This window comes from Paenibacillus sp. A3M_27_13 (assembly GCF_024213315.1).
Lineage (GTDB): Bacteria > Bacillota > Bacilli > Paenibacillales > Paenibacillaceae > Paenibacillus > Paenibacillus polymyxa_B.
This window is the reverse complement of record NZ_JANAVE010000005.1, coordinates 98,570-113,371: the sequence shown is the minus strand read 5'-3', so window position 1 is coordinate 113,371 and position 14,802 is coordinate 98,570. Positions and strand designations below refer to the sequence as shown.

The following is a 14,802-nucleotide window of genomic DNA, read 5'->3' as shown; positions in this document are numbered from 1 at the left end:
AATTGGCTTGTGTTATATTTTTATCCATATCGTTTTTTGGTTTTTTTGGTCTTTACGGTCTTTTGTGTGATTATTTTATTGGAGGGAAACGTTCATGCAATCAGCTCTCAAGCCCAACGGCATTACTATTACGGGTGCAGGATTCTATGTACCGGCATCACTATTCACCAATTTGGAATTAGCCGCATCTCTGGATACATCCGATGAATGGATCACTCAGCGAACAGGTATCCGTCAGCGATATATCGCAGAAGCATCCGCAGAAACCTCTGATCTTGCCGTCCTGGCTGCAACTCATGCTTTACACCGTGCTCAATTATCATCGGAAGATGTGGATCTTATTGTAGTGGCAACGTCCACCCCTGACTATGCTTTCCCTTCCACGGCCATGTTGGTCAAGCAAAAGCTAGGAAGCCGCGCACCTGCATTCGACTTATCGGCAGCCTGCTCCGGTTTTGTATATGCCCTCTCGATCAGCAGTGACATGATGAAGGCGGGTGCATACCACAACGTCCTGGTGATTGGAGCAGACAAGTTCTCCAAAATCGTAGATTGGCAGGACCGTAATACCGCCGTTTTATTTGGAGATGGAGCAGGTGCTGTTGTCCTTCAATCTCATCCCGGTGCTTTCTCGTCTTTTTCCTTGCTTGGCTCGGAAGAACGTGGAGCAGACATGCTGATCTCCCCCGTCACAGGGCCTATTACAATGCATGGACGAGAGGTTTTCAAGTTTGGGGTGCGCATTCTGGAATCTATGCTGACTAAAGTTATGGAGGAATTAAGATTAAGCATAGATGATATTGCTTTGATCATTCCGCATCAGGCCAATATCCGAATCATTGAACATGCGGCAGTTAAGTTGAAAATTCCACTGGATAAGTTCTTTATAAATATCGAAAAATACGGAAATACGTCAGCTGCTTCTATTCCCATTGCGCTCGCGGAAGCTATGGAACAGCAGCGAATTCAAGCTGGTGATATTGTCGTCCTGGCTGGCTTCGGCGCAGGATTAGCCTGGGGTGTTCAAGTTATTCAGATCGCATAAATTCTTCAGTTCAACAGACAAAAAGGAGTAAACTAAAATGGAGCATTCGCAAACGTAGCGAGTGCTCCATTTTTATGTTTTGAAAGCCAAGCAGAGTTCACCTTTATCCGAGTAGGTGCATACATATAACCTAGAAGTGTGTATTCAAGCACTCCAGACTCATACCTGTTCTTATGATGGAGGTAGCGCGGCTGTTTTCACCTGTTTCGTATAAGAAGGATAGCCTCCCGTATGCTGGAGCATTTCGATTTCACGCAAAATACGCGGCAAGTCAGCGACCGAGTTCATCACGATGTGGGCTCCTGCCCTTTTCAAACCATATACACTCTGTCTGCGCCGTTCCTCAGCCACTCTGTCATCCGCTTCATGGCTGGTCGTTTGAGCTGCGGTCGTCACGCTTTCGTTATGGTTCAACACACCAATCGTCCATACACCGGCGTTCCGTCCCTCTTGCATATCGGCTACTGTATCTCCTACTTTCACAATATCGCTAAGTGGGAATACCTGCAAGCGATGTGCAATTTCATAGATCATCCACGGATAAGGCCTCCCCTGCGAAACTTCACAAGGGGCTACCATACAATCCAACGTATAGGGTGACTGTGCAGGCGTAAACTTGTGACTGAGCATTTCCATCGGACAGGATGCAGTGGCGCCTGACTGAATGCGACGATCCTGCAACTCCTGCAGCGCCCTGTCTATACCGATAGCAGGCTCAGCCCCTTGGATCAAGGAGCGGAGAACAGGGACAAGCTCAAGATAAATATGCTCAATATCCGCTCTGCCAGGATGCGCACCAAAGCACTCCAGCCATTTTTTCCGAACCTCTGAAAGTCCCAGCACATTCGCAATATGATCCCGGATCGGCATTCCTCGCCCATGAGACACCTGTTCTTCAGTTACCTGTATACCTTTCCATCTGAAAATGTCACGCATTCCCTGGGTTAAGCCTCGTCCTCCGGGGTCTAACAATGTACTTTCGAGATTAAAAATAACCGCCTGTATCATGCAATCCCCGCCTTTCCGTACCGCGGCTATCCGCAATCTTTATTTTGCTTAGGAACATGATACACAGCTAACGTAAACTGAAGTGTCGTAAACGGTAAGCGGATTGTAATTGAAAATAAATTCCTTGATTGGTTATGAATACCGAGTGTGATAAGAGGAGGAGTCGCAACATGAGACAGCCTTGGAATGAATTTAATTCCAAAATGCCTTGGCGGATGGAGCTTGGTTGTTATGCGCTGAATAAACTGGCCTGTGGAGGATTGGTTTTTGGTCTCTTATGGGTCTACTGCTATCTGACAGAGGAAATAACAGGAATTCCTCTGACTATAGCAGGCAATAGTGGTGAACTGACCGCGCAGCTGTGGGCCTATGGTTTTGCCCTTCCTGCCGCTCTTGCCGCTGATGCGCTACGCGATCTTTTACCCTGGCTTCGTAAGCCCGAGCAGCTCACCCTATACCTCGCTGCAGGATTCAGTGTCTTTCTCCTGCTAGGTTCTTTGATGTCGCCTGCCGGAACGGGCATTTCATGGAGCAACGGCATAGCAGGTGCAGGGATTACACTCCTGTATTATGGAGGAAGGTACTGGCTGAACCGTGAATATGGATTACAGATCATGCTGGCCTTCCTCCTGCCACTGCTGCTATGGCCTATAGGGCTTCAATAATGTCGCCAGCTATCACAGAGGCAGGATGCTGGCGATGACGTGCGGCTGTTTCTCCAGCCGCACCATGCAGATACACGCCAAAGGCTGCTGCCTGCGCAGCATTCAGACCCTGGGCCAGCAAACCTGCGATGATGCCTGTCAGCACATCGCCCGCACCGCCTGTCGCCATCCCAGCATGGCCTGTGGTATTGACGTAGGCTGTTCCGTCGGGACAAGCGATGACAGTGCGCGCTCCTTTGAGCACCAGCGTGACCCCACGTGTTCGGGCGTACTCCCGGGCATGGGTGATGCGGTCACGCTGCACCTCTGCTGTCGGTATGCCCAGCAGACGAGCCATTTCACCGGGGTGCGGCGTTAGTACGACCGCCGCACTTCTCGGCTTCCAAGCCTCCAGCTCAGGCCCCGCCGAGGCGAGGATGTTCAAGGCGTCCGCATCAAGCACGAGCGGACCGCCGTATTCTTCCCACAGGCGGCGCAGCCAGCCGGTGTCCCCTGCAAAGCGGCCGAGGCCGGGGCCGACGGCCAGCACATCACGTGCCTGCGCGAGCTGTAGCAGCTCGTCTGCGGAGTCGGCATTCCATTCGCCGTCTCCGCCTGCTGCTGCGGCAGCGAGCATCAGTTCCGGCGCGGCGCCAATGACGCGCGGCAACAACGCCTCGGGCACCGCCCACGTGACAAGGCCGCTGCCGATGCGCAGAGCGGCACGTGCGGCCAGCAAGCCCGCGCCGCTCATGCGCAGGCTTCCGGCCGCGACGAGAACATGGCCGTAGGTGCCCTTGTGCCCGTCCGGCACGCGGCTGCGGCTTACATCCACATCCAGTGCAGCGCGCAGCGTGTCACGGTTCAAGAGCCGCAGCTGCACGCCACACTCACGGGCAAGGCCGGGTGGAATACCGATGTAGCGTACCACCACATCGCCTGCAGTCCCGGCGCCCGGATATTGGACGAGCCCACGCTTCAAGTAGGCGAGGCATACGGTGACGCGCGCACGAATGCACGGCTCGTGCAGCGCACCTGTGTCGGCGTCGAGGCCGCTAGGCACGTCTACCGACACGAGCGGCACGCCGCTGGCATTGGCCTCGCGGATCAGCGAGGCGTAGGGTTCGCGCGGCGGGCCTTGCGTGCCCGTGCCCAGCAGGGCATCGACGATGCCGGAGGCGCCGCGCAGGTCGAGGGTATCCCGGCCATAGAGGATCACCGGGATACCCAGAGCCGCGATGATATCGCGCTGCGCAGCCGCTTCACCGCGCAGCGTGTCTGGCGGCTCGACGTACACAACGGTGACACGCAGCCCTGCATCCGTTAGATGGCGGGCCGCTACCAGTCCGTCACCACCGTTGTTGCCTTTACCTACGAGGATATACCAGTGTTCTCGTTCCCGTAAGTCATGTCGTCCTTGACTCCACGACTCTGTCCGTATAACACCGTCATGTCCCGGTATATCCCCCGGCCCTGTGTGTGTAACCTCTTCTGTCCACTGCGACCCTAACACTTCAGCACGCTCAATCCCACGTGCTAGATCAGAAGTGCCTACTGAGAAGCCGCCATTGCTCTTCCCACTTCTCTCGGCACATAGCTTCAATACCTCCTCAGCTACCGCGCGCCCGGCATTTTCCATCAACGTAAGGGCTGGGATACCCAGCCTGTCAATTGTGTACCGATCCAATTCTCGCATTTCTTCGGCGGTCACCATATACATGCTTTTCGCCTCCCGTATGGCTATCCCTGCTTATTAATATCCGACTGTAAAACGGGAATTGACAAATTCCCCTTCTACTAATTCATCAATCAGGGCTACCGCATAATCTTCGACCGAGATACGGCTATGGCCTAATTCGTCAACCACCAAATGATCCAAGCCAATACGGAACTGTCCTGTACGTTTTCCCGATTCAATCATTCCGGCAGGACTACAATAGGTCCAGTCTACATCCGCAGCGCGGTACAGCTCCAGTGCATCTGCATGGGCAGCCGCCAGCGGCTTCACTTCCTCCGGAAACTCGGCGGTATCCATGAGGCGTTCACCGTTTTCTGTTTTCAGACTTCCCGCTCCGCCAACGACAAGTATGCGCTCCGCGCCGGAACGCCGGGTTCCTTCCAGCAAAGAACGAGTCGCTTCGAGCAGTTCTTCCTCTTCTCCAAACTTGGGACCGTACGCGCTAATGATAGCATCGTGCCCTTTGGCCACTTCCGTAACGGAATTCGGATTTAGAATATCTGCTTGAACCACCGTCAAGTATTCACTTCGCTCCGTCACACGTTGGGGGTCGCGGACCGCTGCTGTCACTTCATACTTGCGCTTGATTGCTTCCTTTACTAACGCTTGACCAATGGTTCCAGTTGCTCCAAAAATAATAACTTTCATATAAATTTGCCTTCTTCCTGTCTATAATTTACTTACTGTTATTTATCCGTTTTATCTCCAGCTTAAACCCGTGCAAGATATCGATTCGATGTCTCATGATCTTCTGTTGCAATTTTTATATTTTTATCCATACCGAATCTACCCTCCTGCTTGTATCTTGTCTATTTTACCAAAAAATACTTCATATATCCTGGTCAAAGGTATACAAGCCCTTGAAATGCCTGTGTAGTCTGTGCAATAGTGTAGAAAGAACAATGGAAGGAGGGATTGCGGGTGTCCCCGACGGACTTCGCGGCGTTAGCCGCATATATCTCACCCGGTCTGATTGCCTTCCTGCTGGCGTTATCTTTGCTGGTATGGCTGTATGTTCACAGTGCAGCCCAGCTTCGAAATTCGCGTCAGCAGCGGCTGGAAGAATTACAGGAATCGCTGCGTATCTATGGACGATTAGCTGGTTGTCTCCAAACCGCTACCCAGAATGGGTTCAATAACAGCGAAAAGCAGTACCAGAACGGACTCATCCACGCTCTTCAGGAAGCCAAAGCTGCTCCCTATTTGACCCCTCACCTTCAAGAGCAGGTTCAAGCATCCCTTCGGGAATGTGATACGTTCCGCAGAGAATTGCTTCTCAAATCACTGGAGCGTGAAATGAACAAACTCATCGAGGAACGGCGTCTGGTTCTGCTGGAATCTCATGCTCCAGGCTGGGGAACAGCATTGTGGAAGCTATTACGTCCAGCAGCTGGTCCGTTGGCGCTGGCAGGAATCGTCTGGTTGGTCTCAAGGCTGGTTGTGGAACTGATAGCCTCCAGCCATGTCGATGTTAGTCTGCCCGACACTGTACAATCTGCCTCATGGCTCATAGGGTGTGCATGGATGAGGTTCGTTTCCGGCTTGATCGCCCTACTGTATGTATACCGGCTGATGACCCTGCGCAGGCAAAATGATCTGGACGTGACGGCATCCCATTTTCCAACAAGCCTGTTGTGCATGGTGATCGCCGCTGTCGCTCTGTTTCAATGGATCGGACCGGAAGCGTCTCCCTACATACTGGCTGTGCAGCTTGTGCTGTTCTTGATTGGCTTCCGACTTACCCGAGGCCGCTCGCGCAGTGATCGTCCTTATGTTGGTCACCCCGGCTTGATCAAGGCAGATGCTTCTCAGCATCAGGATTTACACACAGCAGATAAAGATAAAACGGCTGACTCTTCTTTGGCAGAAGAACATATCCGGTCCTAACACCAATGGCACATGACTATATCCCGTATCCACCCTGCAAATCACATACCATCACAGGACATCCCAACAACAAAGAAAGAGTTCATGGGGTGTCCTGTTTTTTGAACAATTTCCGGCTTTTTGAGGGGTTAGGCTTGTGCCAGTGATCAAGGAAAGGGTATATTGTTTATATAAATGTAAATCATATCGTTTTTTATGTATGATTATTGAAAAAAATCCATATATGTTAAACTACCATCAATTTATGATGTGCGTTAGAATTGGAGGAACTATGCAACTGGACATTTCTGAAAAATCACTTCCCGTTTATGAAGCGCTGGCCAGTGAGGTTCGGCTAAACATGATTGTTCTGCTTGCGGAGAAGCCTATGAATATACGTGAGCTGGCGGAAGCGTTGGGGCTCAGCAGTGCGATTATGACGATGCATGTCAAGAAACTGGAGAGAGCGTCCATTATTTCGACCAAAATGCTGCCTGGACGAGGCGGGGTACAGAAAGTGTGCTCACTGGCTACAGACAAAATTGAAATCGCCATGCCACGCTACCAGCAGGATGTACGACAATTCCATCAGACGGAAATTTCTGTCGGACACTTTACAGATTTTGAAATACAGGCGACCTGCGGACTGGCTACCGTCGAAAAGATCATTGGTGAATTCGATGAGCCTCGTTCATTCTTGGACCCTGAGCGCTTCAATTCCAAAATTCTGTGGTTTAGCCAGGGATATATGGATTATAAGGTGCCGAATTTCCTACTGTCCAGCCAAAAAGCTGAGGAACTGGAAATTTCGATGGAACTATCATCCGAGGCCCCTTTTACCAATGATAATTGGCCTTCAGATATCACTTTTTTCCTAAATGATGTGAATTTGGGTACATGGACCAGTCCAGGGGATTTCGGGGATAACCGTGGTAAATACACACCTGCATGGTGGCCTGATTTTATCAATCAATATGGTCTCCTTAAAAGACTTCGCGTTACCTCCGAAGGTACCTTTATGGATGGCAAGCAGATATCCGACGTGACTTTAAGCCAAGTGCTAATTGATCAGAAGCAATGGAAATTCCGCATTGCCATATTGGATGATGCCCAGCATGTTGGAGGGGTTACCCTGTTCGGTACCGGATTCGGTAACTACAATCAGGATATCCTGTTCCGTTTGTACTACAAACATACAGAAAATCATGCCAAAACAGTAGCGGTAGAAGCTGGCGATAGCAGCAAATAGCTTTTAGACCACTTCAAGACCTGAACACGGCGTTTGGCCCATGCCTTTCATGGGAAACAAAGCGCCGTGTTTTATTTTTCATCCACTTATATCGTACTCTTTTGCCACATGCTATCCGATTAGCGAACAGGTTCAATACATACAGGTGAAGGAACCTCCAGCACATATCCCGTTCGGGTCAGCCGTCCATCCTCACTATGGATGGCAAAGGATACGATGTTGTTTCCATCCTGATTCGCTACTACCAGATAACCGGACAAGATGTTGAAGTTACGGGGTGTGCTGCCGAAGGTTTCCACCCATTCAACCACCTTCAGCTTGCCGCTGTCCAGATCGACATGGTATAGCACGATGCTATCATGGCCGCGGTTTGACACATACAAAAAGCGTCCACAGGGCGTAATCCGAATATCGGCTGCTGTATTTTCTACATCTATAATGCCTTCTGGCAGTGTGGACAGGCTTTGCAGCAATGTAAGCTCACCATTACGTTCGTTATAACTAAACACAGCGACTGTATTGTTCAACTCATTGGCGACAAAAGCATATGGACGCGAAGGATGAAAAACCAGATGACGCGGTCCAGAACCGGGTGGCAAATCTGTCTCACGATGGGTCACCAGTTTTCCATCCTCTGTCAAACGGTATACCACAATCTGGTCCAGTCCCAGATCACATACCATGGCATACTGTCCTGAAGGATCTGGAATAATCGAATGCGGATGTGCCGCATCCTGGCGGTCCTGGCGAATACCTGAGCCGGTATGCTGAACTTGCCCCGACATGTCTCCTAATCCTCCTGCTTCCGTCGCAGGGAACACAACGGCATTGCCGCCTGAATAGTTAGAAGCCAGCACATATCGTCCATCGGTTGTTACGGAAACATAGCAAGTATGCGCTCCCTCCGTCCCTTTTCGATCCAAAGGATGTAATTCCCCCGTCTGGGCATTCACCTGATACGCATACAGCTCGCCTCCTTCTGTTTCACTGGTAGCATACAGCTTCGTCCCATCCGGGTGTAGAGCGAGAAAAGAAGGCCTCTCCATTCCTTCCACACCTCCAACAATGCGCAGATCACCATTGGTCACACACAAAGCACATACATATATTCCTCTTTCCTGACGAGACGCATAAGTTCCTGTATAAAATAACTGCTCATTCCGCTCTTCCATCGGCTCTCATCTCCTTCTAGCTGTTTTTTTACATATTATCTGGCTTTTAGCTCTACTATTTGTCTTGTTGTAAACTCATCATGCATTATTACCCAAGATTCTGTCGTTTCATTAACGTTTCGCGATGTATGCAAAAAAAATAGCCTCCTTCGGCGCCATCTGCGGTTCACAAGAACGTCACAGTTCACACCAAAAGAGACTAATTTCACGAAAAGAACAACATTAAACCGCTGTGGTTTGCGTATCTCTGCTTTTCCATTTTACAGCCAGACCCAAACTAAAAATGAGAATGGCTGCCCCAAAAATGTATGGCAAATTGATATGCACCTCGAACAATGTACCCGCAAGCGCAGGTCCTAGAATATTACCAATACTCATATAAGCATTGTTCATGCCAGCTGCAACTCCCTGCTCATCCCCCGCCATTTTGGATAAAGCAGTATTAATGGCTGGCCGAAGCAACGACGTAGCGGTAAAGAAGATGAGCGATACCCCGAGTACATAATAAAAGTTGCCAGAGAGCAGCATAAGCACAAGGGAAATCGCCGAAAACAGAAAGGAACCGATGATGACACCTTTTTCGCCAAAACGGTTTAACATCGGACTGATTACCACAGCTTGAATCACGGTTCCGACCAGTGCACCTACGGTAATAATGATAGCAATATCACGCTCATTATAATGAAACTTCCCCGTCACAAAGAAAGGAAACATCGTTTCAAAATGTGTCAGTCCAAAGGTTAACGTGAATATCATAATCAGCAGCATAAAGTAAGGCTTGCGGAAAGAAAGGGCAAACTGTTTAATCACATTGTCCCGTTTGGCCTTGACATTCCGAAACTTCAACTGTTTTTCCAGCGATAAGGTTTCGGGTAGCATAATCAAGGAAATCAGTGCAGCTACACCCGATACAGCCGCCGAAACATATAAGGGCGTACGAATCGAAATATCTGCCAGCAAACCGCCCACACCAGGACCGATCACAAAGCCAAGAGACATGGCGGCACCCAACAGCCCCATTCCTCTACCGCGATTGTGGACCGTTGTAATGTCAGCAATATAGGCCATCATCGGAGGAATCATAAAGGCTGCCCCTGCACCACCCAGTAAACGGGAGATATACAATGTGGTCAACGATTCCCCAATCGCAAACAATACAGAAGAAGCCGTCATGATTACCAAACCGATAATAATCATTTTTTTACGTCCGTATTTATCGGACCATTCCCCCGCTAGCGGCGAAAACAGGAATTGGGTTAAGCCAAACACGGCAACCAAATAACCACCCGTTTCACCACTGCCTCCCAAGGAGCTCATAAACTTAGGGAGGATCGGAATAATGAGGCCAATTCCCAGCATGGCAATAAACATATTAATCATCAAAATGACCAGCGGTCCCATTTTCAACTGTTGTGAATCTGACATGTTGCGTTTTGTCCTCCTCAGGTTCTTTATTTCGTATACGAAAATCTTATTTTGCAACCATTTCAGCAAAACTCTTCATTATATTAATAGAGCGAGAGACAAATAACAATCATAAAATACTTCCGATAACCCTGAATCTTTCCTTTGACAGGACAACAAAAAGGAACAACCTGAAATGGCGATGTTGTCCCTCTCATACGAACGACCAAGGTGAATTTCTGGAACGGTCTGGCGGTTCCTACGATCCCTATTGTGGATCTTCGAATAGCTCCTGTATCATCTTTTCCTTGTTATTCAGAAATTGTTTCGTAATGATAAAATGGTCGGTTTCCTCCAGCGTCCGGGTTTCGATCCCTTCATGTGTCAGATGATACAAGATCGAATCTGGATAAGCCATCAAAATGGGGGAATGAGTAGAAATGATAAACTGTGAGCCCTGCTGCACCAGCTCGTGAATCCGTGCAAGCATGGCCATCTGGCGCAAAGGCGATAACGCAGCCTCCGGTTCATCCAAAATATACAATCCTTGTCCTCCAAACCGATGCACAAAGGCAGCAAAAAAAGACTCGCCATGCGACTGCTCATGCAGCGATTTGCCTCCGTAGGAGTTTCGAATAGGTGGGCCTCCACCTTCGCGATCCAGCTCGTCGATATGAGTCGCCACATTATAGTAGCTTTCCGCCCGGAAAAAGAAGCCATCCCTCGGCTTTTCTATCCCTCTCACCAGCCGGATATGCTCATGCAGTGAGGAATGCGTGGCTTGTGTAGAAAAATTAAAATTTTTAGTACCGCCCTCTGGATTAAATCCCCACGCGACCGCGATTGCCTCCATAAGCGTCGATTTACCTACACCGTTTTCTCCAATAATATAGGTAACGGAAGGATGGAATTTAAGTTCATTCCACTGGTGTAAGGCTTTTAAGTTAAACGGATATTGGCTCTTGTCAGCATCTGGAGGCCATATCAGCTCCAGGCGACGTATAAAAAGATTACGATCCCATATACTCATGTCCAGTTCAGCTCCATTGCCAAGCAATTCGCTAGGTTTTTCATCATTATATTGGAATTATTTACAGCAATCAAACTGAAACCCCATTTCGTAACCCTTCTGTTGTTATTCAAACGATTATTACAGGTATAATATATAGTAATGTTCATCGGGCATGAAATCTAAGCACTTCATTCCGTGTACATCTCATTCTTTTCCAAGCAGGTGAATCTATGAAATCTAATCACAAACCGATTCAATCCTTTAAAATCGTACAGTTCGTGATGACCGTCTACAGGCAACGATTGACACGTATTCTGCTACCACTGGCTGTACTGGCTTTTATTATATGGGAGGCCGGACGAGAACTAAAAGACTTTAATCTGGCGCGTATGCTTCATGAGCTGCGGCGAATGGATGCCACCTTTCTGATCGAGATTGGCTTGTTCTCACTAGCTGCCGTGGCGGCTATGAGCGCATACGATTACGTAATCAGGCATCATTTCAAGCTTCAGGTCAAGCCTGGAACGACATTTCGCTATGCCTGGATCTCCAATACCTTCAATAATGTCTTTGGGTTTGCAGGCTTTACAGGAGCGGGACTTCGCACAGTGCTGTATAAAAAAAGCGGGGTGCCGTTGGGTGTCATCACCTCTGCGGTCGTATTTCTTTCGCCAGTCGTCATTACCGGACTATCTTTGCTGGCTTGGGGAGCCATTGTCCATCTGTATCCGGTACAGCCTGTACTGGATGCTCATCCGTGGCTTCATTGGGCGCTGTGGGGAATGGCATTGTACCTGCCGCTATTTCTGATCATGCAGCGCTCCAAACGGTACTCCACATGGTTCAACAAGGGAGAAGGACAGCTTTCCTGGTCCACCATCTCCGCTTCCATCAGTGCTTCCCTGCTGGAATGGCTGCTGGCTGGCCTTACCTTTGCATGGATCGGCTCGCACTTGCTCCATGAACTGCCGATGCATGCTGTGTTCGGTATTTATGTAATAGCCGCGATTGCCGGGTTGATCAGTCTTGCACCCGGAGGGGTCGGGGCATTCGACATCATTGCCCTGCTCGGGCTGCAAATGGCGGGAGCCAACTCAGATCGGGCACTGGCTGTGCTGCTGGTCTTTCGCGTTTTTTATTACATCATCCCGTGGCTCATCGGCTTGGTATTAGCCGCGCTGGAAATGATTCCGCGTAACGAGCGCCTGAATCAGCTAGCTGAGACGGGCTGGGACTACTCCCTTAATGCGTGGCAGAAGGTATGGGGCTGGCCTGGTCAATTCCGGTTTTTGGCAGATCTAGGAGTATGGGCGCTTGGTAAGCTGGTACTCATCTCCGGCGTGGTGCTTCTTTTGTCGGCAGCTACGCCAGGTCTGTTATATCGGCTCCGTTTTGCTGAGCATTTGCTCAGCCTGCCCGTCATGCGCTTGTCGCATGAAATCTCAGTCATCATCGGGATTATGCTTGTCGTCCTGTCCCACGGAATCTCTTTGCGTATTCGCAGAGCATTACGACTGACATTGATATTGCTGCTGGCCGGCGCCATTTTCACCTTCATTAAAGGTCTGGATTTTGAAGAAGCCTTATTCCTACTATTCGTGGCGTTAATGCTATGGATCTCGCGCTCGCGGTTTTATCGGGTCAGTGCACCACTGAATCGGCACAATATTTTAATATGGGGCGGATTATCTCTACTCGTAACCGGGGCTTATTTTATCATTGGGGCAGGCTCCAATACTCCGTTTATGCGCCATTTGCACGCCAAGGTCCATCTGGACTTTTTTATGAACCGCAGCGATTACGGAGTTACTGCCGTGTTTAGTCTGATTTTGGCATGGGTTTTCCTGACGGTGTATTTCTTTCTTCGACCTCAGCGTGGTATCAGCAATCTACCCGACGCACAGGAGCTCGATAAGCTAAAAGAATTTTTGGAACGACAGGGTGGTAATCTCGTTTCCCACATGCTTTTTCTGGGCGATAAATATCTGTATTGGACCAAAAATGAACAGGTCGTCATTCCCTATGCTCGCAGTCGGGACAAACTGATTGTATTAGGTGACCCACTCGGTCCAAAAGAACGCGTGAGTGAAGCGATTCAGGAATTTCAGCGGTTCGCAGATCGGTATGCGTTAACGGCTGTATTTTATCAGGCATCACCGGAGTATTTGTCCATCTATCACGAGAACGGCTATCGCTTTTTCAAACTGGGCGAGGAAGCACTGGTGCCGCTGGAATCCTTTACACTGACGGGCAAAAGCAATCAAGCGCTACGCAGCGCCAAAAACCGCTTTGACCGCGATGGCTACTCATTCGAAATCATCCAACCGCCTCTAGAGGCGTCACTGATTGAGGAGATGCGACATGTTTCGAATATTTGGCTGGACGGGCGCAAGGAGAAGGGATATTCACTCGGTTGGTTCAAAGAGCCCTATCTTCAGTTGGCGCCGATTGCATTGCTAAAGGACTCTGAAGGAAAAGTTATCGCTTTCGCTACGATGGCCCCTGCCTATGATCATGGACGGACGGTCTCCATTGACCTGATGCGCCACTTGCCTGACACGCCAAATGGCACGATGGATTATTTATTCACACGGGTCATTGAGTGGGCCAAGGAGAGTGGATATACGACATTTAATCTGGGAATGGCACCGCTGTCCCAGGTAGGGCAAAGCGAAAAGGCATTGCGCGAGGAAAAGCTGGCTCGACTTGTTTTTCAATACGGGGGACATTTTTACGGCTTTCAGGGGCTTCGGCGCTTTAAGGATAAGTTCAAGCCGCAATGGGAGCCGCGTTATCTGGCCTATCCGGCTTCTGTCTTTCTACCGATCCTGACGCTGGAGCTGGTATATCTCGTGTCCAAACGCTCGGACTAAACAAAGGGCTAACCAAAAGGCTTTTGACAGCCTAACACGACGTAAAAAAGGGTGTTCCCCAACCACGAACGGTTGCAGGAACACCCTTTTACATTCACAAATCTTCTTAGAAGCTACCTTTTACAACAACTTCAGACAGTGGGAAACGTCCTGATGGACGTGCTGGTACTTGTGCCTTACCTACGCTAATAAGCAGGGTTGGCAGGTAACGTGCCGGAATATTGAATTGCTCGATCAATTGTGCTGGAATGAAACCGCCCATTGCGCAAGTGTCGTAGCCCAGAGATTTAGCAGCCAGCATAATGTTTTGTGCTGCAAAAGCAGAGTTCAGGATGGCGGCATCGCGAGCTACTTGCGGGTTTTGGTACGCGCCGTTGATTTGACCTACCAATGCGTCACGGATTTCCGCTGGCAGTGCGCCTGCTTCTACCGCTTGATCATAAATGACGGTGTTACGGTTTGCTTCCAAATCACCCAATACAGCAATCGTAACGGAACTTTCCACTACTTGACCCTGATTGTAGGCGATAGGTAGCAATTTTTGCTTGTCCGCTTCGCTTTCGATGACAAGGAATTTCCAATGTTGAAGGTTCCAAGCGGAAGGAGCTTCTATCGCGGCAGTCAAAATAGCCTCCAAATCTTCCTCTGGCAATTTAAAATCCTTAACATAGCTCTTTACCGCGTGTCTTTCACTAATAGTAGATAGGGTTTCATTTTTTGGACTGCTCGACATTCTAGGCACTCTCCTAATTTCTTAATATATATCTAACTTGAATCCTCATTAACTTCCC

At 49.4% G+C, this 14,802-nt stretch carries 12 protein-coding genes; 5 read left to right on the top strand and 7 right to left on the bottom strand.

Annotated elements, in window-relative coordinates:
- Positions 1–94: 94 nt before the first annotated feature.
- Entirely contained in the window at positions 95–1,045 is a 951-nt protein-coding gene (locus tag NLX82_RS18485; RefSeq protein ID WP_025723691.1) for a beta-ketoacyl-ACP synthase III, read from the top strand.
- A gap of 171 nt (positions 1,046–1,216) precedes the next feature.
- On the opposite strand, the gene NLX82_RS18480 is transcribed toward NLX82_RS18485, so the two are convergent.
- A complete protein-coding gene (locus NLX82_RS18480) occupies positions 1,217–2,053 on the bottom strand; it encodes an HAD hydrolase-like protein (protein WP_023986748.1) in 837 nt (278 codons plus the stop codon).
- 170 nt (positions 2,054–2,223) lie between these two features.
- On the opposite strand from NLX82_RS18480, the gene NLX82_RS18475 reads away from it, so the two are divergent.
- Positions 2,224–2,718 carry a hypothetical protein gene (locus tag NLX82_RS18475; RefSeq protein WP_023986747.1) on the top strand — a complete coding sequence of 165 codons (495 nt, stop codon included), beginning with the start codon at positions 2,224–2,226 and terminating at the stop codon, positions 2,716–2,718.
- Here NLX82_RS18475 and NLX82_RS18470 read toward each other — a convergent pair.
- Together NLX82_RS18470 and NLX82_RS18465 are read right to left on the bottom strand one after the other, a co-directional pair.
- Entirely contained in the window at positions 2,702–4,417 is a 1,716-nt protein-coding gene (locus tag NLX82_RS18470; RefSeq protein ID WP_075153620.1) for a bifunctional ADP-dependent NAD(P)H-hydrate dehydratase/NAD(P)H-hydrate epimerase, read from the bottom strand. The two genes, NLX82_RS18475 and NLX82_RS18470, sit on opposite strands and share 17 nt — an antisense overlap.
- Positions 4,418–4,450: 33 nt before the next feature.
- Positions 4,451–5,083 carry an NAD(P)-dependent oxidoreductase gene (locus NLX82_RS18465; protein WP_023986745.1) on the bottom strand — a complete coding sequence of 211 codons (633 nt, stop codon included), beginning with the start codon at positions 5,081–5,083 and terminating at the stop codon, positions 4,451–4,453.
- 273 nt (positions 5,084–5,356) lie between these two features.
- Between NLX82_RS18465 and NLX82_RS18460 the strand changes: the two genes are divergently transcribed.
- On the top strand, positions 5,357–6,322 hold the full coding sequence (locus NLX82_RS18460; RefSeq protein ID WP_075153619.1) for a hypothetical protein: 966 nt from the start codon (positions 5,357–5,359) through the stop codon (positions 6,320–6,322).
- A gap of 271 nt (positions 6,323–6,593) precedes the next feature.
- Positions 6,594–7,550 carry an ArsR/SmtB family transcription factor gene (locus NLX82_RS18455; RefSeq protein WP_023986743.1) on the top strand — a complete coding sequence of 319 codons (957 nt, stop codon included), beginning with the start codon at positions 6,594–6,596 and terminating at the stop codon, positions 7,548–7,550.
- A 119-nt stretch (positions 7,551–7,669) separates the two neighbouring features.
- Here NLX82_RS18455 and NLX82_RS18450 read toward each other — a convergent pair whose 3' ends face one another.
- The 3 genes from NLX82_RS18450 to NLX82_RS18440 all read right to left on the bottom strand — a co-directional run bounded on the left by NLX82_RS18450 (position 7,670) and on the right by NLX82_RS18440 (position 11,156).
- On the bottom strand, positions 7,670–8,722 hold the full coding sequence (locus NLX82_RS18450) for a lactonase family protein (RefSeq protein WP_023986742.1): 1,053 nt from the start codon (positions 8,720–8,722) through the stop codon (positions 7,670–7,672).
- Between the two features lie 222 nt (positions 8,723–8,944).
- Complete coding sequence (locus NLX82_RS18445) at positions 8,945–10,147, bottom strand: MFS transporter (protein WP_023986741.1); 1,203 nt, start codon at positions 10,145–10,147, stop codon at positions 8,945–8,947.
- A gap of 247 nt (positions 10,148–10,394) precedes the next feature.
- A complete protein-coding gene (locus NLX82_RS18440) occupies positions 10,395–11,156 on the bottom strand; it encodes an AAA family ATPase (protein WP_254348735.1) in 762 nt (253 codons plus the stop codon).
- Positions 11,157–11,368: 212 nt separating this feature from the next.
- On the opposite strand from NLX82_RS18440, the gene mprF reads away from it, so the two are divergent.
- Positions 11,369–14,011, top strand: coding sequence for a bifunctional lysylphosphatidylglycerol flippase/synthetase MprF (mprF, locus tag NLX82_RS18435; protein ID WP_023986739.1), 2,643 nt, complete (start codon positions 11,369–11,371; stop codon positions 14,009–14,011).
- A gap of 106 nt (positions 14,012–14,117) precedes the next feature.
- Here mprF and NLX82_RS18430 read toward each other — a convergent pair whose 3' ends face one another.
- Positions 14,118–14,744, bottom strand: a complete 627-nt coding sequence (locus NLX82_RS18430) for a nitroreductase family protein (RefSeq protein ID WP_023986738.1) — start codon at positions 14,742–14,744, stop codon at positions 14,118–14,120.
- Positions 14,745–14,802 lie beyond the last annotated feature (58 nt).